The sequence below is a fragment of the Neoakkermansia glycaniphila genome (genome assembly GCF_001683795.1).
Classification (GTDB): domain Bacteria; phylum Verrucomicrobiota; class Verrucomicrobiia; order Verrucomicrobiales; family Akkermansiaceae; genus Akkermansia; species Akkermansia glycaniphila.
This window is the reverse complement of sequence record NZ_LIGX01000010.1, coordinates 24,212-49,198: the sequence shown is the minus strand read 5'-3', so window position 1 is coordinate 49,198 and position 24,987 is coordinate 24,212. Positions and strand designations below refer to the sequence as shown.

The 24,987-nt window shown below is 55.1% G+C and carries 19 protein-coding genes; 9 read left to right on the top strand and 10 right to left on the bottom strand.

The window, feature by feature from the left end:
- Nucleotides 1–244 precede the first annotated feature (244 nt).
- The 9 genes from AC781_RS03005 (at nt 245) to AC781_RS13630 (ending at nt 11,891) form a co-directional block, all read left to right on the top strand.
- Nucleotides 245–6,184: an RHS repeat-associated core domain-containing protein gene (locus tag AC781_RS03005; protein WP_067773259.1), complete on the top strand. Its 5,940-nt coding sequence runs from the start codon at nt 245–247 to the stop codon at nt 6,182–6,184.
- Between the two features lie 729 nt (nt 6,185–6,913).
- Nucleotides 6,914–7,588: an RHS repeat domain-containing protein gene (locus AC781_RS03000; protein WP_067773257.1), complete on the top strand. Its 675-nt coding sequence runs from the start codon at nt 6,914–6,916 to the stop codon at nt 7,586–7,588.
- A complete protein-coding gene (locus AC781_RS13240; RefSeq protein ID WP_172801755.1) occupies nt 7,558–7,869 on the top strand; it encodes a DUF4329 domain-containing protein in 312 nt (103 codons plus the stop codon). Before AC781_RS03000 ends, AC781_RS13240 begins: the two co-directional genes overlap by 31 nt.
- A 5-nt stretch (nt 7,870–7,874) precedes the next feature.
- Complete coding sequence (locus tag AC781_RS02995; RefSeq protein ID WP_067773254.1) at nt 7,875–8,309, top strand: hypothetical protein; 435 nt, start codon at nt 7,875–7,877, stop codon at nt 8,307–8,309.
- A gap of 20 nt (nt 8,310–8,329) precedes the next feature.
- Nucleotides 8,330–8,764, top strand: coding sequence for a hypothetical protein (locus AC781_RS02990; RefSeq protein ID WP_067773250.1), 435 nt, complete (start codon nt 8,330–8,332; stop codon nt 8,762–8,764).
- 125 nt (nt 8,765–8,889) lie between these two features.
- Complete coding sequence (locus AC781_RS13635) at nt 8,890–9,567, top strand: hypothetical protein (RefSeq protein ID WP_172801756.1); 678 nt, start codon at nt 8,890–8,892, stop codon at nt 9,565–9,567.
- Nucleotides 9,545–10,138: a hypothetical protein gene (locus AC781_RS02985; RefSeq protein ID WP_141675721.1), complete on the top strand. Its 594-nt coding sequence runs from the start codon at nt 9,545–9,547 to the stop codon at nt 10,136–10,138. The genes AC781_RS13635 and AC781_RS02985 overlap by 23 nt, the downstream gene beginning before the upstream one ends.
- A 107-nt stretch (nt 10,139–10,245) precedes the next feature.
- Nucleotides 10,246–11,259 carry an RHS repeat-associated core domain-containing protein gene (locus tag AC781_RS02980; RefSeq protein ID WP_067773244.1) on the top strand — a complete coding sequence of 338 codons (1,014 nt, stop codon included), beginning with the start codon at nt 10,246–10,248 and terminating at the stop codon, nt 11,257–11,259.
- On the top strand, nt 11,229–11,891 hold the full coding sequence (locus tag AC781_RS13630) for a hypothetical protein (RefSeq protein ID WP_141675720.1): 663 nt from the start codon (nt 11,229–11,231) through the stop codon (nt 11,889–11,891). Before AC781_RS02980 ends, AC781_RS13630 begins: the two co-directional genes overlap by 31 nt.
- Before the next feature lie 312 nt (nt 11,892–12,203).
- Here the strand turns inward: AC781_RS13630 and AC781_RS02970 are convergent, their stop codons facing one another.
- From AC781_RS02970 to AC781_RS02925, 10 genes are all read right to left on the bottom strand, one after another.
- Nucleotides 12,204–12,728 (bottom strand): hypothetical protein, encoded by a 525-nt coding sequence (locus AC781_RS02970; RefSeq protein ID WP_141675719.1) that lies wholly within the window; start codon nt 12,726–12,728, stop codon nt 12,204–12,206.
- An 87-nt stretch (nt 12,729–12,815) separates the two neighbouring features.
- The gene (locus AC781_RS02965; RefSeq protein WP_071133255.1) at nt 12,816–13,259 is read right to left on the bottom strand and encodes a hypothetical protein; all 444 of its coding nucleotides are present in this window, start codon (nt 13,257–13,259) and stop codon (nt 12,816–12,818) included.
- Nucleotides 13,260–13,370: 111 nt separating this feature from the next.
- Complete coding sequence (locus AC781_RS02960) at nt 13,371–15,143, bottom strand: ABC transporter ATP-binding protein (RefSeq protein ID WP_067773263.1); 1,773 nt, start codon at nt 15,141–15,143, stop codon at nt 13,371–13,373.
- An 8-nt stretch (nt 15,144–15,151) separates the two neighbouring features.
- Nucleotides 15,152–16,936 carry an ABC transporter ATP-binding protein gene (locus tag AC781_RS02955; RefSeq protein ID WP_172801757.1) on the bottom strand — a complete coding sequence of 595 codons (1,785 nt, stop codon included), beginning with the start codon at nt 16,934–16,936 and terminating at the stop codon, nt 15,152–15,154.
- 64 nt (nt 16,937–17,000) lie between these two features.
- Nucleotides 17,001–18,830, bottom strand: coding sequence for a translational GTPase TypA (typA, locus tag AC781_RS02950; RefSeq protein WP_067773234.1), 1,830 nt, complete (start codon nt 18,828–18,830; stop codon nt 17,001–17,003).
- 76 nt (nt 18,831–18,906) lie between these two features.
- Nucleotides 18,907–20,544: a formate--tetrahydrofolate ligase gene (locus AC781_RS02945; RefSeq protein ID WP_067773232.1), complete on the bottom strand. Its 1,638-nt coding sequence runs from the start codon at nt 20,542–20,544 to the stop codon at nt 18,907–18,909.
- 174 nt (nt 20,545–20,718) lie between these two features.
- Nucleotides 20,719–21,297 (bottom strand): hypothetical protein, encoded by a 579-nt coding sequence (locus AC781_RS02940; RefSeq protein ID WP_067773228.1) that lies wholly within the window; start codon nt 21,295–21,297, stop codon nt 20,719–20,721.
- Between the two features lie 172 nt (nt 21,298–21,469).
- Nucleotides 21,470–22,882, bottom strand: coding sequence for an efflux transporter outer membrane subunit (locus tag AC781_RS02935; RefSeq protein ID WP_176712485.1), 1,413 nt, complete (start codon nt 22,880–22,882; stop codon nt 21,470–21,472).
- A gap of 10 nt (nt 22,883–22,892) precedes the next feature.
- A complete protein-coding gene (locus tag AC781_RS02930) occupies nt 22,893–24,263 on the bottom strand; it encodes an ABC transporter permease (RefSeq protein ID WP_067773222.1) in 1,371 nt (456 codons plus the stop codon).
- Complete coding sequence (locus tag AC781_RS02925) at nt 24,260–24,964, bottom strand: ABC transporter ATP-binding protein (RefSeq protein ID WP_067773220.1); 705 nt, start codon at nt 24,962–24,964, stop codon at nt 24,260–24,262. The genes AC781_RS02930 and AC781_RS02925 overlap by 4 nt, the downstream gene beginning before the upstream one ends.
- Nucleotides 24,965–24,987: the final 23 nt, after the last annotated feature.

The following is a 24,987-nucleotide window of genomic DNA, read 5'->3' as shown; positions in this document are numbered from 1 at the left end:
CGGAAAAACGGGAAAAAAGTGGTAGCATGCAGGCTTCGGCATATTTTTGTTGTAGACATGTTTTATTGTTGGTTTGCACGTAATCTATTTGAAAAAAGAAGATAGTGTTTGTTAGTTGCGACGGAATGGCAAAAGAATGTTATTGACGGGGCCGTGGGAAAATGTTAAATGAAAAAGGTCTTGAAGGTTGTGGCTCATGGCAGTCGCTTCCGTAAGGATTTCATCACCCCCAACACCCCCTGCAATGAATTACATTCATCAAAACAGCTATATAGTGCCCGGAACTCCGGGATACCGCCTTATCGAAAACAGCTCCGCAACCCGGCCTTCCGCCGGTGAAGCGTCCGCCTTATCAGGCGAAAGCGGCGACATGATCGCCCTGTCGTACTCGCATGGCAAACCGTCGAACTCCTCGCACGTCATGACGCCGGTACGAGGCACCTTCATCCTGCCAGAACTCCCCGAAGGGGGCACGCACACCGTCGTGGCATCGGGCAAGGTGGACGACTCCGTCAGCCTGACAGTAGACGACAGCAGCGTATCCTCCACCTCGGGAGCGCCCCATTCCTTCTCGATCAGCATCGAAGGCCTCCAACCCGGCGTCCACAAACTCGCCGTCGTCCACCACAACATCGACTACTACCCGGACCCCACGGGCAACATCTCCGTCATCTCCGGCAGCGTCGGCCCGTGCCCCCGCTTCGAAATCGAACCGGATGAAAACGTCAAGGTAGACTGCGAATGCGGCTGCGGCTGCGACCGCAACGACGGCGACTCCGGAGGAGAGCTACCCGCCCCGGCCGCCCGCATATCCATACCGCACGGCAGCTTCGGCTCCTCCTCGGCAGGCAGCGGCATCATCCGCGAAGCCCGCCTGCAATACATGCGCTGGAGCGTCACCTTCGGCACCTTCCGCGGCATGGGCGGCATCCCGAAAGGCCGCATCGAACTCATCGGCTACCGCTACTCGGCCTCCCTCCTCACCCCGGCAGGCCTCGCATACAGCCACCCCGCCGCCTCCTTCGTCTCCCTGCCTGCGGGCGGCATCCGCCCCAACAGCCTCCTGCGCGTCCGCCAGGGCGGCGCCTACGCCAACTACATCTGCGACGCCAACGGCCGCACCGCCTTCGGCGTCGGCTCCACCTCCTCCAGCACCGACCGTGCGGACTTCGTCACGGAACTCGTCCGCACCCCCTCCGCCGCCCTCCCTCTGGCGGAAGCCGCCTACCTCCGCATCCTGAAAACGGACGGCACGGCCACCTTCTACCACCTCGAAACGGGCGCCTTCGCCGCCTGCATCTCATCGCAAAACAGCCTCCTCACCGCCGAAGAGGCCGCCCAATACCTCGACATCGTCCGGGAACAAAACGGCACCATCCGCCAAATCTGGAACTACTGGGACGGCCTTGCGGACATCGTCGCCGCAGAAAACGGCTACATCGTCGCCCTCTACCTCCCGAACCAAATCACCGGGCAGAACCCTGCCAGCGGCCTCTACACCACCTCGGGCACCCCCTTCCAAACATACGCCATCGGCGGCGACCCGGCGGCCTCCAGCCTCACCGTCACCGAAACCGACCACACCCTCCCGGCCTCCATGCCCCCCTACACCACGGAATGGACCGAAACGGACCGCCTGTGGAACATCACCCGCGGCACGGGAGACACCGCCGTCTCCACCACCCGCACCCGCGAAACATCGCCCCTCGCCGGCACCTACCGCATCGTCACCACCGTCAGCAAAGGCGGGGCAGCCGCCTCCGTCGTCGCAGAAAACTACATCTCCCTCCCCGTCGGCGAACTCCTCCTCAGCCGCACCGAAGGCTACGGCAGCCCGCAGGCCCTCACCACCGCCTACACCTACGACGGCGCCGGCAGCCGCATCAGCTCCATCGGCCCGCAGCAGGGAGAAACCCGCACCATCCACGACGCACACGGCCGCGCCACCGTCCTCGCCCTCCCGTGGGCAGGCGGCCAAAACCGGATCATCAACACCTCCTACCGCAGCGACGGCGCCACATGGACCGACGAACCCGCGCAAATCGACACCACCATCGTCGACGCGGGCGGCATCCCCCGCCTCCACCTCCGCGAAACATACGCCTACAGCGAAACAAACGCCGTCAAACGCGTCGAAAAACGCAGCACGGCCAACGGCCTCACCCGCCTCGAAATCACCGAAACATGGCAGGGCAACGCCGAAAACATCCATGCCCGCGGCCGCCTCCGCATGACCCAGACCGCCGACGGCATCCAGACATGGCACGACTACGCCCCCGCCTCGGCACACGGAGCCCTCTACACCGCCACCGAAGAAACCCGCATCGGCGGCCAGCCCGTCCCCGGCCACAGCACCCGCAGCACCGCGTGGATCGACGCGCAGGGCAACGCCCTCCGCACCGAACAACACATCCTCGACAGCGCGGGCCACTGGCAACTCCTCGCCGCCGCCGACTACGAACACGACATCCGGAACCGCTGGACCAAACGCACCCGCAGCAACGGCCGCACCACCACCCGCGCCCACATCTGCACCGGAGACCTCCTCCGGGAAACCGACGAAAACGGCACCACCACCACCTACGGCTACGACAGCTCCCGCCAGCTCATCGAAACCGTCCGCAGCGCCACGGCAACCACCCCGGAAACCGTCACCTCCTACCAACGAGACGCCCAGGGCCGCATCCTCCGCACGAGACGCGACACCGGAGCCATGACCACCGTCGAAACCGCCGCGTACGACCTGCAGGGCCGCCTCATCGCCCAAACCGACACCCTCGGCCGCACCACCGCCTACGCCTACAGTGCGGACGGCCTCACCGAAACCCTCACCACCCCCTCCGGAGCCACCCTCATCACCGAACGCAACCCGGACGGCAGCCTCGCCCGCCAGCACGGCACCGGCCAGCGCGAACTCCTCCACGAACACGACTACAGCAACGCCCGCATCCGGCACACCGTCAAACTCGCGGACCGCAGCACCATCCTCTCCCAAACCCTCGAAAACGGCTTTGGAGAAACCGTCGTCGTCACCACACCCAGCACCACGGGCTACCTCTACGACCGCACCACCTACAACAACAAAGGCCAAATCACCCAGCGGCAGCGCGACACCGGCTCGGCAGCCGGCTCCCTCGCCATGGCTCCCACCCTCTACGAACACGACGCCTTCGGCAACCCCGCCAAAGAAACGTGGAAACTCGCCGCCACCCCCACCCTCGCCAACTCCCGCATCACCACCTGGGCCTACCGCGTCGAAACGAGGGCCGACGGCATCTACCGCATCGCCGTCGCCACCAAAAACAACGGCAAAGGCACCACCTGCACCGAAACCGCCGCCCAACTCATCTCCGAACACCCCACGCTTGAAACCCGCAGCGAACACACCTGCCCGCGCGGCCACACCACGGTAGACAGCACCGCCTATGGAGAAGGCGCGGAACGCATCGTCACGCAAACCCTCCCCACCTCCGTCATCGAAGCCGCCGCCACCGTCATCGACGGCTACACCGTCTCGCAAACCGACCACGCCGGCATCACCACCACTGCCCGGCGCGACTGGACCGCCACCGGCCTCCGCCTCACTCAAACGGACGGCCGCGGCAACGCCTCCGTCACCCTCACCGACATCGCCGGCCGCCCCGTCAGCGCCACCGATGCTGCGGGCCACACCACCGCCACCGCATACTGCCCCTGCTGCGACAACCCCGCCTGCATCACCGATGCACTCGGCCACACCGCCCGGTATGCCTACGACATCCGGGGACGCAAAACCGCCGAATGGGGCACCGGCATCCAGCCCGCGCGCTACGCCTACGATGAAGCCGACCGCCTCACCGCCCTCACCACATGGCGTGCCGACGAAGAAAACATCGAAACCGACCCCACCGAACGCACCGACGGCGACACCACCACATGGCAATACCATGACGCCACCGGCCTCCTCACCCGCAAAACTTATGCGGATGCTTCGCACGAAGACACCGAATACAATGCCCTCAACATGCTCTCCCAAAAGACGGATGCGAGAGGAATCGTTTCAACGTACACGTGGGACACCGCCAAAGGCCTCTGCACCCGCATCGAACACAGCGACGCCACCCCGGCGCAGCAAAACACCTGGAACCACATCGGCAACCTCTACCGCATCGCGGACGCCCAGGGCACGCGCGACATCGTCTACAACAACTACAACGAAAAAGACACCGACAGCGTCACCGTCGCCGGCATCAAACACACCGTCACCGAAACATACGACGCCTACGGCCGCCCCGCCGGCTACACCCTCACCAAACCCGGCAGCACCCTCGACACCGTCGCCTGGCGCTACGGCACGGACGGCCGCCTGAACCAGGCCTCCTTCCTCCAGGGAACGGAAGAAAAAACATTCGCATACGCCTACCTCCCCGGCAGCCACCTCCTCCACACCCTCGCGCACCCCAACGGCCTCCTCACCACCCGCAGCTACGAACCGCAGCGCGACCTCCCCACAGCCATCGACACCACGCGAGGCGCCACCGGAGTCGTCCTGCGAGGCTACACCTACGATGCCCTCGGCCGCCCCGCCACCCGCACCCGCGCACGGCAGGGAACCACCCGGCAGGACGCCTTCGCCTACAACGACAGAAGCGAATTGACTGGTGCAACCCTCGGAACCGCGCCCTACGCTTACGCCTACGACAACATAGGAAACCGGGAAACGGCGCAGGAAGCGGCGCAATCTGTCACCTCCTATGCCGCCAACCAGCTCAACCAATACACCGCCATCGGGCAGAATGCGGCGGAACCCTTTATTCCCGCCTACGACGCTGACGGCAACCAAACCACCCTCCAGACACAAACGGGGAAATGGACCGTCGACTACAACGCCAACAACCGTCCCACCCGCTTCACCAGCCAGGACGGCAACACCATCGTCGAAAACGGCTACGACTACATGGGACGGCGCTACATGAAAAAAGTCTCCGTCAACGGAACCGTAATCCTGCACCAGCACTACCTCTACCGTGGCTACCTGCAAATCGCGGCCCTCGACCTCACGCGCAGCAACGCCCCGGCCCTCTGGCTCCTCCACTGGGACCCGACCCAGCCCGTAGCGACGCGTCCCCTCTCCCTCCGCAAAAACGGCACATGGTACACCTACGGCCACGACCTCACGAAAAACGTCACCGAACTCTACAAGGCGGACGGCACCATCGCCACGGCCTACGACTACACCCCGTACGGCTCAGTCACCGCTACAGGCATCGACCAGCCCATCCAGTGGTCCAGCGAACACTACGACCCCGAACTCGCCCTCGTCTACTACAACTACCGCCATTACAACCCCGCCGACGGCAGATGGATCAACCGCGACCCCATCGCTGAAGAAGGAGGGAGGAATTTGTACGGGTTTGCCCGAAATAGGGTAATGGATTTATTCGATTTTTTGGGACTTTGGACAAAAGTTGAAGGTTCAGAGCATACATGGTGCGCGGAAAGAGGAGATTCATTGTCTGGTTTGGCACTCCAATATGGAGCAAGTCATAATGATTGGCAATGTTTGTGGCCGACGTCTGATACTGGCGATCACGGATATCCCAATTCAATTTGGGAGGGTGATAAATATGATGCTTCTAATTTAGACACGAATTGCCCATCAAATTCTTTAGCGGTAGCTCTTGTTCGTTCATTTGGAGAGCAAGATAGTGTGGTTTTTGATGTTTCTCCGGTTAATATTTCAGCTGTTCAGGTGCCTCTAGAAATAGCGCGTAGAGCAAAATATGGTGCGACGCCTATAACCAGTTTTCATGTTTCTGGCCATGGAGCGAGAGGGCTAGATGCGGCGTTTGATGAAGAGCATAAATATTTTACAAGTGTAGATATTCGACGGTTATCACAGTCGCCTTCTTTTGCAAATGCAAAGCAAAAGAAAGGTCCAGTTCGGTGTTGGTTTTGTCGATCTGCATCTGTCCGTTTGGCGACTTGTTATAGTAATATCATGGCTTTACAATTTGCTACGAATATTTTACGTAAAGGTAGCGTTTCGTGGGGAACTAGGCATATAACTGGCGTAGAGCCTGAATATTATGTGCTTGGTGATTTACGTTGGTTTTATAAAAATGATGATGGTTCCTCAATTCATTCGAATCCTGATAATGCGATAAAATCTCCTACATGGGTAAAGTTTGATGGGAAATTATAATAGAAAGTTTGTCGTGAAAAATCTAATCTGTTTAATGTTTATTTTGATGCTAATAATAGGCTGTTTTTGTGGGTGCTCTTCACCCTCAGTTCCTCCGATCCGTGATATTGTACAGCTTAAAGTGCAGTTTGTAGGATTTCAGAAATCGAATAATTTGTTTCTTGTTGAATACGTGCTGCATTTTATCAATCATACTACTCAAAATGTACAACTACAGTCATCTGGAAAAACGTTACGCTTGGTAATTCCTATACAAGTCGACTTAAATGGGCAATCATTCTTTGAATGGGAGAATGTGCATTTACAACACATAAAAAATGGAATTATAATCCCACCCCAAAGTGAAGTAACAGTTAAAATGTCGGTCTCATTGCCAATGATAATAACAGAAGAGATGGCGAATATGATCATAGTTAGTTATCCTGTAGTATATTACAGAGTTGGAAAATGGGAAATTGAATCACAAATACCGCAAATGCTTTTGTCATCGTAATACCAACGAGAATATTCATAGATGTGTTTTAGTTTGAAATAGCTTTAAAATTCATAAATATTTTTGGTTCATGCCTAGTTAAGAGTTTTTGAGATGCATTTAATGTATTCTCTATGAGTGCGAAATAAATATTTTTACCGTCCCCGCATTTCGGAGAAAAAGTTTAGAGAGCTTATTCATTTGTTTTCACTTGATATGGAAGCTTTAAAAAGATCACCATCAACGAAATCGTAGTCTTGCACCAGCACTACCTCTACCGTGGCTACCTGCAAATTGCGGCCCTCGACCTCACGCGCAGCAACGCCCCGGCCCTCTGGCTCCTCCACTGGGACCCGACCCAGCCCATCGCCACCCGCCCGCTCTCCCTCCGCAAAAACGGCACATGGTACACCTACGGCCACGACCTCACGAAAAACGTCACCGAACTCTACAAGGCGGACGGCACCATCGCCACGGCCTACGACTACACCCCGTACGGCACCGTCACCGCCAGCGGCATCGACCAGCCCATCCAGTGGAGCAGCGAACACTACGACCCAGAACTCGCCCTCGTCTACTACAACTACAGACACTACAACCCCGCCGACGGCAGATGGATCAACAGGGATCCCATTGGGGAGCGAGAGCATCTGCATTTGTCTATCTACGTCAGAAATAATCCGTCGATGTTATATGATTTACATGGTTTGGAAACCACGGATGATGAGATGGCAAAAGCCTTGGAAGAGATTAGAGTTAAGATATCGGGAGAAGATGACATTGAAATTGACTGTAAAGGTGTAGAGAGTGCAAAGCAGGCTGCAAGAAATGTCATAGAAAAGTGGAATCCTGTTTCGATAAAAAACGATGTGGAATATGGGGGCGAGTATATGCATGTTGTGTGCGCAAAACAAAAAAATATCTATATATAACAACGCATGTTCAAGGTAAAAACGGCGAAGTGGAACCTGAGGACGCTCCTCCTTGTCCTTTTGGATATAGATTGGCCGGTATTTGGCATACCCATGGCAAAGCGTCCAGTACTGATCCTCATGAAACGTTCGCTCCTGCGGACATTATTAAAATAAATAAGTTAGGTGTTCCTGGATATTTAGGTACTCCATCCGGGGCCATTTATACTCTTGACCCTAATAAAACGACAACTCCGCCAGAATTGAATAATCCTGGTACCCCAAAAACTGCTATCGTGTAAATGATATGATGAAAATATTTATTCTGAGTATATTGTTCTGCTCCTGCCTCTGGGGATCTCCCCAGAGACAGGAGGAGTATTCCTTGAAGGCGATGGATGATATTGCGCGTTGTATTCCCCATCTCGAACAAATTTTGGAAAAAAGGAAAGGAAAGGAGGAGGTTCGTGAGGATTGGGGAGAACATAGTGTGATGATTTATGCATTGCTTGCGGATCAACATGGTGATGTTCAATATGTCAGGGATGATGGAGTTAGTAAGAAGAAAAAGTATATGTTTTCTCTAGATAGTGAGGATCAGGTTGTTCCTTTTGAGCCCGATACGAGATACATCGCTTTTTATTTCTGGTATTGGCCGGATTCCGGGCCATTCGACGGTGAATTAATCTATCTTTGCGATTCAGCAACAGGTGAAGTTAAAGGCTTCTGGAAAACATGGTGAATATTTTATAGAAAAAGAAGATGAAAATATTGCATTTATGCCTGTTGTTGGCGAATTGCTTGTATGTATCGGCACAGGAACCGGAGGTGCAGTTCGATCCTTATATCAATCTTTCGGTGATCAAGCGTGCCATTCCTTTGGTTAAGGCTCATTTTGCCGAGAAGTGGCGTGAGCAACAGAAGTCTGAGGTTTATTATAATGTCACAATTAGGACGTTAGAAATTCCTTCGAGCGGCATCATTCGGTATGGTGATTCGCAAACGTTTGAGTGGTTCGAATCATTGAAAAAGAAGGGAGAGTTTTTGCCTCTGATCGGCGGAGACCGGTATATTGTTTTCCAAATTACGTCGTGGAGGAAAAAGGATAAGTCACAACTACCCGTTCTGGATGAATATATCGTTTATTTTTGCGATCTGAAGACGGGAGAACCGCTGGGAATGTTGAAATTGCAGTGATTTGTAATGGCTCGCCAGACAGCAAATGCTGAAGCTCGGCGCCTGTGTGCATGTACAGCCTGCACCAAGATTACGATGGAATAGGAGGGGAACGGAATTTGTACGGGTTTGCCCGAAATAGGGTAATGGATTTATTCGATTTTCTGGGACAGAAATCTGCCACGACAAAGAAAAAGGATCAAAAAAATGATAAGCTAAAAAAGGAGCCTACAAGTTTGATATATACTAACAATATGAATATGCCTACTAGAACATTAGGAGTAACCGGTGTTCAAGCACAATATACATATAGATATGAAGAGACTGAAAATAAATGCTGTTGCCATGAAGAGGTAACAAAATGGAGAATATCGGTATTCCTTCTTCATGCTTCAGAGTATCCTCAGGGAATGACAGATCTAAGTACATATCAACGTCGGTTTGATCTTATCAATCAAGGAAAATTTAAACCCGATCAGTTTGACGAGGCAGAAAACTGGAAGTTTGCAGATCCCGAAGGTGTAAAGATACATGAAGCTCAACATGTGCATCAATATGAAGCACAGGCAAATGGAATTTCCCATATTTTCTCAGCTCCGACTGTGCAAAGTGATGTGAAAGGAAGCATTGAATGTGAAATAATCAAGTATTCTTGTTCTCAAAAATTAGAGAATAATACTGGTTGGAGATTAAGTGAGGCGCATGGTGCAGCCATCGATGCACTGATGCAGGAAAAGTATCCGGGATCGTTTCGTGAAAGAGCCTCATTGAAGGCCGAATGGACGTACTATGCAAAAAAATATGGAAAACAGAGTAAATATTAAAATGGTATCAATATCATTGATGTTCACGTTATTGATCAATACTCATGGAAATGATGTCGATGGCTCATTAATATCTCAGCCATCCCAGCATGAAAATGAAGAAACAACGAAAAATTTATTGATATGTATAGAAAAAGTGCAGACGAAGATTCAGGAATTTGAGCATGCCGCCATATCTTATACGCAACAGGAAGATTTTAATCCGGAATATATGGTGCAAATCGTCACATCATACAAAGAAGAGATGGATCGAATCATCATTGAGTTTGATTTGAATTCCAAAGAGGATATTATTCTACTTGGTTTATATCCATGGAAATTCAGTCATTTTCCTTATTATCGCTTTTGGACACCAGAGTATTGGAAAGTTGATCAATGGGATATGTATTTTGATGCTGATATCCGAAAAAAGAAAATTCAAAGGGTAAGAGATGTTTTCACCAGTAAATTGCATGATTTGCAAATAGTTTATTTGGAACGAATCTCGCGACCAGCTACAGAAAATGAAATCTGGACAGCGAAACACGTTCGAGATTATTTAAGAAAGGGCCAACGCCCACTTAGACAATAGTCATGGCAACTCATGCCTTGGAGGACATGCTTCCTCCAAGGCATATAGTCGAAGCAATATAATTATACATTAATAATTAATTTAAAAGGAAAAATAGACGATTATAGATGGGAAAAGTCACCGTCAACGGAACCGTCGTCCTGCACCAGCACTACCTCTACCGTGGCTACCTGCAAATCGCGGCTCTCGACCTCACTCGCAGCAACGCCCCGGCCCTCTGGCTCCTCCACTGGGGCCCGACCCAGCCCGTAGCGACGCGCCCCCTCTCCCTCCGCAAAAACGGCACATGGTACACCTACGGCCACGACCTCACGAAAAACGTCACCGAACTCTACAAGGCGGACGGCACCATCGCCACGACCTACGACTACACCCCGTACGGCTCAGTCACCGCCAGCGGCATCGACCTGCCCATCCAGTGGAGCAGCGAACACTACGACCCCGAATTAGCCCTCGTCTATTATAACTACCGTCACTACAACCCACTAGATGGCAGATGGATCAACCGTGACCCCATCGCTGAAGAAGGTGGGAGGAATTTGTACGGGTTTATCCGAAATAACCCATATGCAAATACGGATTACATTGGAGAAACCCCAAAGAAAATAGAATGTCAAATCATTTTAGTTTGGGGGCACGGTTCCGACGTGGATGAGTCTATTGCTCAGCAGCATAGCAAATACAATCCGCATACATGCGCATTCGGTCCATTAGGTTGTTATGCCGACGCTGCTCCCGATGAGTATGCGATTCCAGATTTCCCCGATGTTTCGCAATCATTAATCGGCGATTCAGAAGCTTGTACAAATGCAGGCTTCAATCCGCCGGATGATAATGAGATAAAGAATGAGCAAGTTATACGAGCCAATCGACGACAGGGGTTCGCCAATTTATTGAGGGCAGCTATAACCTCAGCGACAAAAGAAGCAAAAAAAATATGTGAACGCTCAACTTGTCGATCTGTATCCATACTGTTTATAGGTATTGGGGAAAGGTCTGGTTTGGAAGGGACGAAGGTTTTAGGAAAAAGATTACAAAGTACCACAGAAGCTAGTAAAGGATGGAGCAACAGGAAAACATGGACCATTCCATGTCCAAAAAAGAAAATAAAAAAATGTTAAATGATATGAATGTATTTATAGGAAAAACGATATTTTTCGGCATATGTAGTATTTCTTGCCTTTATGCTCAACCCAGCGAGGTACATATTGATCTTAAATTTGAACCAAAGAGTGAATGGGTCGATCATGAAATGATTATTCGGAATGAGAATGGCAAAACGGTCTTTTTCGATGTGAATGATTCCAAAGTCATCCGTACGAGATTGCCACAAGGCCGCTACATTCTTAAAGTGCGGGCATCTACCGAATCCTTGTTTGAAGATTGGTTTTTTCAAAAGGAAATCACGATCAACAAGACGATCATGAACATGCAGTATGTCATTCCCAATTATCGAACAAATCTTGTTTTGCAAGCACATTTGTTGGGAGGGACTGTAGCTGCAAACACCCTGCCTGCAATTATACGTTCCTGTTCGGCTGACCGTACAGTAAATAACGAGTATAACATGGCTGCCTTTTTGAAAAAAGATGGAGCAATCTTTACATGTTCGGCTTATTACCTTCGAGAAGGTATCTATCAAGTGGGAGTTTATTATCCACCACATAAAGACTGGAAGTCTCCCAGTAAGGTGTTTTATTTTGAAATGAAACTACGAGATGGAAAAATGGTAGCGCAACTATTACCGTCATGAAAATAAATTGGATATATATACTTGATTAGCCAATTTGAGAATGATCAACTATTCTGTGCTAGAAAGGGTGCAGGATAGTTGATGAAACACATTTACATCTTAAGCAGACTACATGAGGCGTTGCTATATGAAAAAAGATCCCGCCAATGGTCTGGGTATATTATTTAGAAACCACTTTAACCTAGCTTGGAAACTTATCATTTTGAGTTCCCCTCTTTCAGAATGAGACATACATCACGGCCCTGCCCCGGAAAGGGTACGAAAAAGGGAGCGGGAAAACCCGCTCCCTGAAATATTTGATCGCCGGGCGTGTTACTTGGCAGGAGCCGGAGCAGGCACGGGGGCTTCTTCAACCACCGTTTCGTCTTCTTCGACTTCAACGGGAGCATCGGAAGACAACAGGCCCTTCAATGCATCGTTGCCGAAGAATCCGGCCTTTTCGATGCGTTCCACTTCCGTATTCAGCGAATTGGCCACATTCTGCAATTCCTGCAGCTTCTGGAAGATCTTCACCAGCTCTTCCTGCGGCAAATTGGCTTGATCGCTGTTCTGAGCGAGCTTCAGCTCCTCATTCAGCTTTTCCTGCAGGGTCTTCAACTGCTGCAGATCGGTGGCTGCCTTGGCTGCGGACGAACCGTCCGTCGTTGCCTTGAGCAGATTTTCCACAGTCTGCATGAGCTTCACCCAATCACCCAGCACTTCGACGGCCGGACGCGTAGCGGCGGCTGCCGGAGCAGCGGGTGCGGCAGGGGCGGGAGCCGGAGCCTGTTCCTGTGCGAACACGGGAGCAGCCAATGCTGCGGCGACGATCATGGAAACATAGCTTGTAGTTTTCATATACGCGACTCTAGCTCCAGCATCCGACGAAGTACAGTTTAAAATCTAGAATATAGGCGTCTTCCCGTCATCCTGCCGCGACTGTATTCAAGCATCCTTTTCGGAAACTGCGGCAGGCTTCTCTTCCGCCTTATCCGCAGGCGGGGCCACGGGAACGAGAGGCTGCAGCAGCTCAAGAAGAGCCTGGCTATCGTAATACATCTTGCCATCCAGCAGAGCCACCTTGAGAAGAATATCCTTGTTGAGACGGTCGATCGCCTCAATACGCCTTTCCAGCGCGGGAACATCCTTCGCATCGGGTACGGGAACGCGTTCCCCGTCGAGATATTGAGACGTCTTCAACACCTGAAGACTCTCCTTGATCTTCTCCAGCGGTACGGCGGCGGCATCGGCAGAAGCCTTATCCTTCACACCGTCAAGCAGGCGCTCCATCTCCCTGAGACTCGTTTCGATTTTGTCAAGAACCTGCGAAACAGACTCCTCCTGCCCCCATGCGGGAGCCGCAACGCCTGCAACGGCAACAACTGCCACACCGAAAAGAAAACCGTGCCATCTCATGCCTCACAGTGTACAGACGGGAACCTCCCGCCACAAGCCAAAAAAGTGTAACAAACCTGCAACAGAGCAAACCGTGCAATGAACTCAAATACCCTGCTTGTCGTACAGCTCCCGGTACAGCGGACAGGAGGAATACAACTTGCTATGCGTCCCGTCGCCCACGATCTCCCCGTGGCTGAACACCAGAATGCGATCCGCCACCCGGATGGAGCTGAAACGGTGCGCCACGATCAGAGTCGTACGCCCCTTCACGAGATGTTCCAGCTCGTGCTGAATCTTCTCCTCGCTCTCGGCGTCGAGAGCCGCCGTCGCTTCGTCCAGAATCAGAATCGGAGCATCCTTCAGGAATGCGCGGGCAATGGCCACGCGCTGCCGCTGACCGCCGGAAAGGCCGCCTCCGGCATCGCCCAGCACCGTATCGATCCCCTGAGGCTGATCGTCGAGGAATGAGAACACGGAAGCTTCCCTGGCTGCCTGCAAGACCTCTTCATCCTCCGCCTGTGGACGGCCGATGCGAATATTCTCCTTGATGGACTGGCGGAACAGCATCGCATGCTGGGAAACCAGAGCCAAATGCCTGCGCAGCTCCGTCTTCGCCACATCCTTCACATCCACCCCATCAATCAGCACCGCGCCGGACGTCGCATCGTAGAACCGGGGAATCAGGCTGGCAAACGTCGTCTTCCCGGCGCCGCTCGGCCCCACAAGAGCCACCACCTGCCCGGCGGGAATCTCCACCTGGATATTCTTCAGAATGGGCTTGCCCTCCTCGTAGCTGAAATTCACGTTACGGAACGAAATCCGTCCTTCCACACGCCCGATCGGCTGCGGCAGCTCGGGATCGGGCATCGTATCCGGTTCGGAAAGAATCGCATCGAGGCGTTCCAGCGAAGCCTGCGCCTGATTCAACTTATTGAAAGCTATACCTGCCCTCTTCATCGAATCGAACGCAAAGAACAACGCCCCGGCGATACCCAGGAAATCCGTCAGCGTCATCCCCATCGCACGGCCCTGCACCAGCATATTCGCCAGAGCGAGAGCCGTCACCGTCTCCATCACCGGCACGAGAATCTGCTGATACTTCACTGCCTTCAGCTGATCCTTGCAATACTTGTCCGTACCCTTTGACAACTCGTCAATCTGCCGCTGTTCCAACCCGTAGGAACGAATCTCCCGCTGCGAAGCCAGACTCTCCTGCACCACGGAGGTAATATCTCCAAGCCCCTTCTGCGCCTTGCGCGAACGGTTCGCAATACGCTTGCCGCAAATGATGATGGGAGCGAGAGCCAGTGCGGCGAAGCCGATATTCGTCAGCATCATCCCCATCGTCCCCTGCTCGTACATCATGTAGACCAGAACCCCAATCGCGCTTACCGCCGTCAGCGGCTGCTTGATGATATCGTTCGACACCTGCGTGATCATCGTCTGCACATTCTGCGTATCCGTAATCACGCGGCTGATCAGATCGCCCTTTTGCTGGCGTTCGAGGAAAGAAAGGGGCAAAGACTGCAGCTTCCTGAACACATCCATGCGGATATGCTCCAGAATCTTCATACCCACATAACTCACCAGCACCGCATTCAGCCACATCGCCACCCCACGGATGACGAAAACCACAGGCATCACGGCACAGGCCAGCAAAAGCAGCACATTCTTCAAATTCGCGGGATCGACCCGCGCCGCCATAAACTCGGAAACAGCCTCCGGCATCTTCGACGGATCGAACACCACCGGAAACACCTTGTAGATCATGAACGGAATCCCCATGCCGCTCGCCCCGGCGGCAATCACGCCGGACAGAATCGCCAGCAGGAACCACCACTTCATCGGCAGCAGATACCGCAAATAGCGCATCATGCGTTCCCTCATACCGCAGCCTCCTTTCCGGCATGCATAATCTGCTTATCGTACAGATCCCTGTACAACGTCGAAGAAGCATACAATTCCTCATGCGAACCGTCCGCCACAATGCGGCCAGACTCGAACACGAGAATGCGGTGCGCCATGCGGATCGTACTGAAACGGTGCGCAATCACGAACGTCGTATGGCCCTTCGCCAGCTCGTTCAGCGACGCCTGAATACGCGCCTCACTCGTCATATCGAGAGAAGCCGTCGCCTCATCCAGAATCAAAATCGGCGCATTCTTCAGGAATGCGCGGGCGATAGACACGCGCTGCCGCTGCCCGCCGGACAGACCTTCGCCGCCCTCGCCGATCTCGCGCTCGTACCCATCCGCATGCTGCTCCGTAAACTCGTTCACCGAAGCGAGAGCTCCGGCACGGAAAACCTCCTCATCCGTCGCATCCTGACGGCCCATCCGGATATTCTCCTTGATCGTCGTATGGAACATCACCGGATGCTGGGACACAAGCCCCACAGCCTCCGTACGGTCTTTTCGCGAAACATCGCGCACATCCACCCCGTCGATCTTCACCGAACCGTCCACCACATCGTAAAAACGGCACAGCAAATTGATAAACGTCGTCTTGCCCGAACCGCTCGGCCCCACCAACGCCACAATCTGCCCCGCAGGCACATGCACATCCACATCCCGAAGCACGGGATTATCGGCTACATAGGCGAAATTCACATGCTCGAACCGCACCTCGCCCCTCGGATGCTTCAGCGGCACCGGGCGCTCCGGCTCGGGAGTCTCATCCTTCGCGGACAACACACCCAGCAAACTATCCACAAGCGTCAGCGTCAGCTTGTACTGGTTATGCACCGTACCCAGCCTCTTGATCGGATCGTAGCAATAGTACAAAGCCAGCGCAATAGCCGTAAACTGCTCCAGAGTCAACCCGTGCGAACAGCCCATATACAGCGCATAGGCCAACGCCACCGCGCTCAAAATCTCAATCACCGGAGTCAACGCCTGACTGCAAACCGTCATCCGGAACAAAGCCGTCATCATCCGCCGTATCTGCCCCAGAAAGGTCTCCTCCTGCTGAGCCTCCATATTGAACGCACGCACATCCCTCTGCGCCGAAAGATTCTCCTGCACCGTCGCCGTAATATCGCCGAGACCGCTCATCATATCGCGCATCTTCTTCAGCATCGCACTGCCCACCTTCTTGATGATGGGAATGCACAGCGTCGCCACCACCATATTCACCAGCAGCACCGGCACCTGCTCGCTATTCAGGGCGGCGACGACCAAATACGTCATTGCGGCAACCAGCGTCAGCGGCTGAATCACGACATCGTTCATGATCGTCAGCATCCCGCTCTGCAAAAACTGCGTATTGTGAATCACCCGGCTGATCAGCTCGCCCTGCTTGAACCGCTCGTGGTAGGCCAGAGGCAGCTCCTGCAACCGCGAAAAAACGGCAAGGCGCAAATTCTCCAGAATCCGGAGCCCCGCCTTGCTCAGCAAAAACACATTCATGAACGCAGCCATCCCGCGCACCATCATCACCAGCGGCAGCATCGCCGCCGCTGCCCACAAAGTCACATCCGGCAAATCCTCCGACGCAAAATACTGCCGCAAAAACGCCTCCACGCCCTCGGGCAGCGGATCCTTCCCGAACACGACGGGGAACACATGCTCCATCATGTAGGGAATACCGAAACCCGCCGTAGCCGCTGCAATGCCTCCGAAAAAAATCGCCCAGAGCAGAGTCCTCTTCTGCTGACGGATATAGGACACCCAGAGAAAACGCAACTTTTCCCGGGTGGAAGCGTCTGGAGAAGGCGTCTGCATGCAAACGGAATCAGGATTCGGCGCGGCGCTCGGCCCGCTTGCGATCGTTCGCACTCAGCAGGCGCTTGCGCAGGCGGATATTCTTGGGAGTAGCCTCCACCAGCTCGTCCGCTTCGATATACTCGATGGCGCGTTCCAGCGTAAACTCCACCTTCGGAGTCAGCTGAATACTATCGTTCTTATTCGCGGAACGATGATTCGTCAAATGCTTTTCACGGCACGGATTCACGGGCAAATCATTCGCACGCGGATTCTCGCCGATCAACTGCCCTTCATACACCTTCTCCGCCGCACCGACGAACAGGCGACCCCGGTCTTCCAGGGCAAACAGCGAATACGGCGTCGCCACACCCGTCTCCATCGAAACGAGCGTACCCGTCTGGCGCGTCGAAATCTCACCCGCAAAGGGAGCATACTCGCGGAACAGGTGGGAGAAAATACCATGGCCGGACGTCAGATTCACCAGCTCGAACTCGAAGCCGATAATACCGCGCGTCGGAATGTACGCCTGCAGGAACGTCCTGCCCGTACCCTTCGTCTCCATATGCTCCAGCACCCCCTTGCGCGACGTCAACAGGCGCACCGCACCATTGGCGCACTCGTCCGGCACTTCGATATACAGAGTCTCGAACGGCTCCATCTTGCGACCGTCCTTCTCGATCGTAATCACCTTCGGGCGGGATACGCACACCTCGAAACCTTCCCGGCGCATCGTCTCCACCAGCACGGCAATCTGCATCGCCCCGCGGGCGGACACGGAGAAAATGCCAGCCGCATCCGTATCCTCCATCTTGATCGAAATATTCGTCTTTATCTCGCGCTCCAGGCGGTCGCGAATCACGCGGGACGTCACGTACTTCCCGTCCTGCCCGGCAAACGGACCGTCATTGATCGAAAACTCCATCGAAATCGTCGGCGGATCAATCGCCACGAACGGCAACGCCTCATCTTCCGGATTCGAAACCAGCGTCTCGCCGATATCCACATTCTCGAACCCGGCAAGGCCGACGATATTCCCCGCTTCACCCACAGCGGAATCGCTCGTACCCAGACCGGAATATTCAAAAAGCTTCGTCACCTTGCCCTGCACGCGGGAACCGTCCGCACGCAGCAAATGCACCGTATCGCCCTTCTGCACGCTACCGGAAGAAATGCGGCCGATCGCAATACGACCCACATAATCATCCCAGTCGATATTGGAAATCAGCATCCGGAAATCGCCATCGGCATCGGCATCCTTCGGAGCCGGAATATGCGCCACAATCTTGTGCAGCAGCGGCGTACAATCCACAGGCGGATCATTCTCGAGATGATCCATGAAATACCCGTCGCGGGCGGAACCGTACACGAACGGAGCCTCGAACTGCTCGTCCGTGGCACCCAGTTCCAGAAAAAGCTCAAGCACCTGATCCTTCACGGCGGCGGCATTGGCATGCGGGCGGTCGATCTTGTTCACCACCACAATCGGCATCAAACCTTCCTGCAACGCCTTGCGGAGCACGAAGCGGGTCTGCGCCTGCGGGCCTTCATAGGCATCCACCACCAGCAGCACGCCGTCCACCATCTTCATCACACGCTCCACCTCCGCACCGAAATCGGCGTGGCCGGGAGTATCCACGATATTGATCGTATGGCCGTGCCAGTGGATCGACGTATTCTTCGCCTTGATCGTAATACCCTTCTCCCGCTCCAGATCCATCGAATCCATCGCGCGCTCCTGCACCGCCTGATTCTCACGGTAAGTCCCCCCCGCCTTCAAAAGCTGGTCGACCAATGTAGTTTTGCCATGGTCAACGTGAGCGATGATGGCGAGATTGCGGAACTTCGAAGGATCTGGCATACGGCGAGAAGAGGTACCCTGACAAGGCGCTTTTGTCAAGTCAAACTTGCAACAATCGTCTTGATGCAGAAAGGCATTACCCCTTCATCCCCGTAATACGTCCATCCTCATCCACATCGATCTGCTCGGCCGAAGGCACGCGCGGCAAGGCGGGCATACGCATAATCGTACCCGTCAACGCCACCAGATACCCCGCACCATTGGCAATCTCGAAATCGCGCACATGAATCCTGAACCCGCGTGGCCGCCCCAACAGAGACGCATCGTCCGACAGGGAATTCTGCGTCTTCGCCATGCAAACGGAAAGCCCCGTCAGCCCGTTCTTCTCCAGCAAAGCCAGCTTCTTGCGTGCCGGGGCGGACACATCCACCCCGTCCGCGCCGTACATCTGCGTCGCGATCTTCTCCATCTTCACCTCCACCGCATCATCCAGCCCATACAGGCAGGAGAACTCCGGACTCGGCTCATCGGCAGCCTCCGCCACCAGCCGAGCCAGCTCCTCGGCACCGGGGCCGCCCTTGCCGAACACATCCGCCGCCGCACAGCGAACGCCCATCCCTGCACAAAAATCCTTCACGGCCTGCACCTCCTCCGCCGTATCGGAAGCGGCGAACAGATTGATCGCCACCACCACCGGACGCTTGAACCTCGCCGCACTCTCCAAATGCGCCCCCAAATTCTCCAGACCACGCTTCACCGCCTCCACATCAGGCGTCTCGAGCTGATCCTTGGCCACGCCGCCATGCATCTTCAAGGCACGAATCGTCGCCACAATCACGATCGCATCCGGCGAAAGCCCCGCTTGGCGGCATTTGATATCCAAAAACTTCTCCGCCCCCAGATCGAACGCGAAACCGCCCTCCGTCACCACATAATCGCCGTAGGCCAGCGCCATCTTCGTCGCCAGCACCGAATTGCAGCCGTGCGCGATATTGGCGAACGGGCCGCCATGCACAAACGCGGGCACCCCCTCGATACTCTGCACGAGATTCGGATTCACCGCATCCTTCAGCACCGCCAGCAGCGCCCCCGTCACCTTCATCTCGCGGGCATACACCGCCTCGTCGTCCCTCGTAAAACCGATCACCATCCGGTCGAGCCGCTCGCGCAAATCGTCCATAGACTCGGACAGGCACAACACTGCCATAATCTCGCTGGCGGGCGTAATATCGAACGAACTCTCACGCGCCACCCCCTGCTTGTTCAGGCCGATCACCACATTGCGAAGCGAACGGTCGTTCATATCCAGCACCCGCTTCCACGTCACCTTCGCAGGATCCAGCCGCGTCGTCCCGTAGAACAGCGCATTATCGATCACCGCACTCAGCAAATTGTGCGCCGACGTAATCGCATGGAAATCACCCGTAAAATGCAAATTGATCGAATCCGCCGGAGTCAGCGAACTCATCCCGCCCCCCGTCGCTCCGCCCTTGCGGCCGAACACCGGACCCATCGAAGGCTCGCGGAGAGCCAGCACGCTCCGCTTCCCGATCGCCTGCAGCCCCTGCGCCAGACCGATCGAAATCGTCGTCTTGCCCTCGCCTGCCGCTGTCGGCGTCAAAGCCGAAGTCAGAATCAGCTTCCCTTTCAACGGGCGGCCCTTCAGCGCCTTGATCGACACCTTTGCCTTATCCGAACCGTAGGGAATCACCTGCGCGGCATCAATGCCGAGATACTCGGCCACTTCTGAAATCGGTCTTGTCTTTCCAATCATGCTGCCAACATACCAGAAACCGCCGCAGCAATCAAGACCCGACTCCGTCCAAAATCGGCAATCCTCCCCAACAGATAGATGCAAACTCCCTGCCGCATCACATGCATGCGATGCCCAGCAAAAAAAGAACCTCGCACCGCCCCGGCCCGCACACCTGCGCCACCAACGCCGCCATCACCTTGGAACCGGCAGCGCATACCGCTCAAGCGTAATCCAGAGGGCCATATACACCTCCGATCTGAGGCTGGACTGCTCGTCCCTGTAAAACTGGCGGTAATCTTCGGGATCTTTCCTGCTCTGAATCACACTCTCCTGATACGACTTCACGAACTGCCCGAACTCCTCCCTCGCCTTTGCCGGAAAACTCGCCATCAGCCGATCATAAGCTGCGCCTATGCTCTTCTCCGTCTCGTACACCAGCAACTTGTCCACATTGGCCTTCGGATCCTCGGCAAGCATCTCGCGCTCGATGCAGTCCGACAACATCTTCACCATCGCCGCTGTTTTCTCGCTATCCAACAGAGCCACGATCTCGCGGCCCACACGCCGGGGATGCTTCACACGCCCATCCGCCTGCAACACGGCCAATGCCGCATCCAACGAAGCCCCGGCTTTCTCCAAATTCGCCTGAGCCGCAGGAGTATGCGTCAAATGGTAAAAACCCGGCGACACCACAATAGGCGACTCGTCGAGCTTCACACTTTGGCAAGCCGCCAAAAACAAGACGATCAAGGGTAGATAAACGATCTTCATACACGCTCAAATTATCATATCCGGGCATCTTGTCAACTCCGGGCAGCAAAACTCTGACCTGCAAAAAAACATCACCCTTCTTGCCGATAAAACGAAACATCGCACACCGCCCATCAGGCTCATGCCCCATCCCTCCCATGCGAACCGCATGGGAGGCGGTAGTCCACACATCCTACCTCTTCGATAAAGCCTGCACGCGCGAAGCATCCCAGCCGCCGCCGAGCACCTTGTACAGATTCGCCATATTCTGCCGCAGGCTCTGGCGTGCCGAAACAAGCCTCTCTTCGGACGAAAGCCACGACTGCTGCGCGCTTGCCACATTCAGGAAATCCGTCATACCTGCCGTATAAAGCTTCAGCGAAATGCGGGCAGCTTCACGATTGGCGCGGCGAGCTTCTTCATACAAGGGAAGCTGCTGCATCACCTGTGCATAATTGATCAGGCAGGACTCCACCTCGCTCATCGCCACAACCACCGTCTTCCGGTAGGATTCCGCAGACCGCTGCGTCGCGGTCTTCTGCTGCCGCACGCGCTCCCACAAGGCTCCGCCCTGGAAAATACTCTGGTTCACGCCTCCACCCAGCGCCCACGACGACTTTCCGGAAGAGAACATCCCGGCAAAATCAGATCCGGCGCTGGTATTCACGCTGCCCGTCAACGAAAACTTCGGGAACAAATCAGCCACAGCAACGCCGACATTCGCCGTCGCCGCGTGCAAATCCTCTTCCGCCTGAATAATATCGGGACGCCTCCGCAACAGATCGGAAGGAAGCCCAGTCGGCACCGAAGGAATCTTATTATATACATCGGCCGAAGGCATGGACAGCTTGACCCGGTCCAGATAGGAACCGAGATAAATCGCAAGCTGATTCCTTGCATTCTGCCTCGCGGCCTCCATGGCAGGAATCGTACTCTTCGTCGAAGCGATTTGCGCCTTCGCCTGCTCCAGATCCAGATCGGCGGCAAAACCGACACTCTGCCTCTGCACCACAATCTCATACGTATGCTGCTGATAATCGAGCTGCTCCTTCGCAATACGAAGCTGCTCCTCCGCGGCAATCCAGTCGAAATAGGCCGAAGCGACATTGGCCAGCAACGCCGTACGCACAGCGGCAGCCGACGCTTCCGTCGAACGGAGATTCGCCAGCGCAGCCTCGATGGAACGCCTGTTCCCTCCGAAAATATCCAGCTCCCACGAAGCGGACGCACCAAGCCCCCATTTGCCGTGTGAAGTAGAACTGAATCCCGAAGAAGGAGCCGTAGACTGGCTGCCCGAAGCACTGGCCGAAGGCAGCAGAGCGGCTCCGGCAATCCGTGCGGACGATTCCGCCTCCTTAATGCGCAACGCTGCCGCCACCATATCGGGATTGTTGTTGACAGCCTGTTCAAGCAGGGATTCCAGCTGATTGTCGCCGAAAAGCTGCCACCAGTGCGTCAGGGCATCCTTATCGACCGCAGGCGGTACGGCAGTAGCCCACGAGGCGGGCAAATCCTGTTGCGGCGCACCCTTGAAATCGGGGCCGACCATGCACGCAGGCAGCAGCAGCACTCCGGAAAGGCAGGAAATAAGAATCGGTCGTTTCATGGAAAAAAAGTTATTCATGGCGAAGTGCGTCGATGGGGTCGAGTTTGGAAGCCTTATAAGCCGGATACCAGCCGAAAATGATGCCGATGGTCGCCGCCACCCCGACGGAAAGCACCATCGCTCCCGTGGAACTGGCCGTCGTCCAGTTGAACTTCATGCTCACTAGTTCGGACACGCCGCGGCCGAACAGAATCCCGAGGACGCCGCCGACAAGGCACAGCAGCACCGCTTCCAGCAGGAACTGCCACATGATATCGCGAGGCCTCGCGCCCACGGCCATGCGGAGGCCGATCTCGCGGGTACGTTCCGTCACGGAAACCATCATGATATTCATGATCCCCACACCGCCCACAATCAGGGAAATCATCGCCACGGCCAGCAGCAGGCGCATCATCGTCTCGCTGGTGGACGTCATCACGCTCACGATCGCAGCACGGTCGAACACACGGAAATCGTCCAGTACGCCGGGCTCAAGCCCGTGGCGGGCGCGCAGCACAACCGTCAGCTCCCTGATCGTCTCGGAAGAACGGGACGGATCGGCAATCTCCAGCAGAATGGAATCCACCGTACGGAAACGCAGCGGGTGGGGCGCATCGGTATACGGCTGCAAATCGGCGCCGGGATAAAACTGGACGGACGTACTGGGATAGGTGGAATAGGTCGAAGAAGCCGTCGAATTGGCCGAAGCGCCAGCCTTCGTAATCTTCGCGGTGCCCGAACCGCCCTGCAAACGCGTGCGGATACTCGTCCACGGAAGAATCACGATATCGTCCTGGTCGTTGCCCATCATATCCGAGCCCTTCGATTTCAGAACGCCGATCACCTTGAACACCACATCGCGCACGCGCAAATCCTGCCCCACCGGATCGGTATCAGGAAACAGCTCCTTCACGATCGTCGTACCGATCACGCACACGCGGTTGGCCAGCCTCACATCGCGGGCATCGAACGACACGCCGGAAAGCATCTCGTCCCAATCCTTCATCTTGAGATAATTCTCATTCCCGCCCTCAATCGTACGCGGATTCCAGTTCAGATTGCCCGCCACGATCTGGCCGCTGGAGCGCACCACCGGAGTGGCGCGAATCACCGTCTTGCACTCTTTCTCCAATGCGACGGCATCCTCGGAAAACAGCGATGCACGGCCGCCGCCGCCGGAATTCACCCCGCCCTTCGTCACGGAGGCAGGCATCACGCTCAGGGAATTCGCCCCCATCGTCGCGATTTGCTTGGTAATCTGCTCCTTGGAACCCTGCCCGATCTCCATCACGGCAATCACGGCCGCAATGCCGATAATGATACCGAGAATCGTCAACAGGGCGCGCATCGGATTGCGCACCAGCGCACGAATACAGGTCAGAAAAAGCGTCACAAGTTTCATGCGTCAATGGGATGGAGTTTCTCGGAAATACCTTCGGACAGCATGCCGTCCACCATATTGATGGCACGGTCCGTAAACGCCGCAATCTTCGGATCGTGCGTCACGATAATCACCGTCAGCCCCTGCTCGCGGTTCAACTGCTTGAACATGTGCAGCACCTCCACCGAAGTGGACGAATCGAGATTGCCCGTCGGCTCGTCTGCCAGCAGAATGCCGGGATTATTGATCAGAGAGCGGGCGATGGCCACGCGCTGCTGCTGGCCGCCCGAAAGCTGGGCCGGAGTATGGTGCATACGGTCTTCCAGCCCCACGAGCTTCATCAGCCCGAGCGCCCTCTTGTGCAGCTCGGCATGCGGCAAGGCCGGGCGGGCGTATGCCGCCGGCATCATCACATTTTCCAGAGCAGTCGTGCGGGACAGAAGATTGAAATTCTGGAAAACGAACCCGATACGCTTATTGCGCAACCCGGCGCGCTCATTCGCATTGAACTTCGACACATCTCTGCCGTCGATCAGGAACTCTCCGTCCGAAGGCCTGTCCAGGCATCCCAGAATATTCATCAGGGTGGACTTGCCCGAACCGGAGGCCCCCGTCAGCGAAACGAACTCGCCATCGTCGATGCGCAGGGTAATCCCCTTCAGCACGGGGAGATCGATCTCCCCAAGCTTGTACACCTTGGTAATATTACGTAATTCAATCACGGAATCGCAGTATTGAAGTGGAC

Coding starts and splice junctions, on each gene's coding strand:
- AC781_RS02940 (WP_067773228.1), bottom strand. CDS start 21,297: ATGAAGATCGTTTATCTACCCTTGATCGTCTTGTTTTTGGCGGCTTGC.
- AC781_RS03005 (WP_067773259.1), top strand. CDS start 245: ATGAATTACATTCATCAAAACAGCTATATAGTGCCCGGAACTCCGGGA.
- AC781_RS02995 (WP_067773254.1), top strand. CDS start 7,875: ATGATGAAAATATTTATTCTGAGTATATTGTTCTGCTCCTGCCTCTGG.
- AC781_RS02985 (WP_141675721.1), top strand. CDS start 9,545: ATGGAAAACAGAGTAAATATTAAAATGGTATCAATATCATTGATGTTC.
- AC781_RS02980 (WP_067773244.1), top strand. CDS start 10,246: ATGGGAAAAGTCACCGTCAACGGAACCGTCGTCCTGCACCAGCACTAC.
- AC781_RS02960 (WP_067773263.1), bottom strand. CDS start 15,143: ATGATGCGCTATTTGCGGTATCTGCTGCCGATGAAGTGGTGGTTCCTG.
- AC781_RS02935 (WP_176712485.1), bottom strand. CDS start 22,882: ATGAAACGACCGATTCTTATTTCCTGCCTTTCCGGAGTGCTGCTGCTG.
- typA (WP_067773234.1), bottom strand. CDS start 18,830: ATGCCAGATCCTTCGAAGTTCCGCAATCTCGCCATCATCGCTCACGTT.
- AC781_RS13635 (WP_172801756.1), top strand. CDS start 8,890: ATGGATTTATTCGATTTTCTGGGACAGAAATCTGCCACGACAAAGAAA.
- AC781_RS02970 (WP_141675719.1), bottom strand. CDS start 12,728: ATGAAAACTACAAGCTATGTTTCCATGATCGTCGCCGCAGCATTGGCT.
- AC781_RS02930 (WP_067773222.1), bottom strand. CDS start 24,263: ATGAAACTTGTGACGCTTTTTCTGACCTGTATTCGTGCGCTGGTGCGC.
- AC781_RS02990 (WP_067773250.1), top strand. CDS start 8,330: ATGAAAATATTGCATTTATGCCTGTTGTTGGCGAATTGCTTGTATGTA.
- AC781_RS13630 (WP_141675720.1), top strand. CDS start 11,229: ATGTCCAAAAAAGAAAATAAAAAAATGTTAAATGATATGAATGTATTT.
- AC781_RS02945 (WP_067773232.1), bottom strand. CDS start 20,544: ATGATTGGAAAGACAAGACCGATTTCAGAAGTGGCCGAGTATCTCGGC.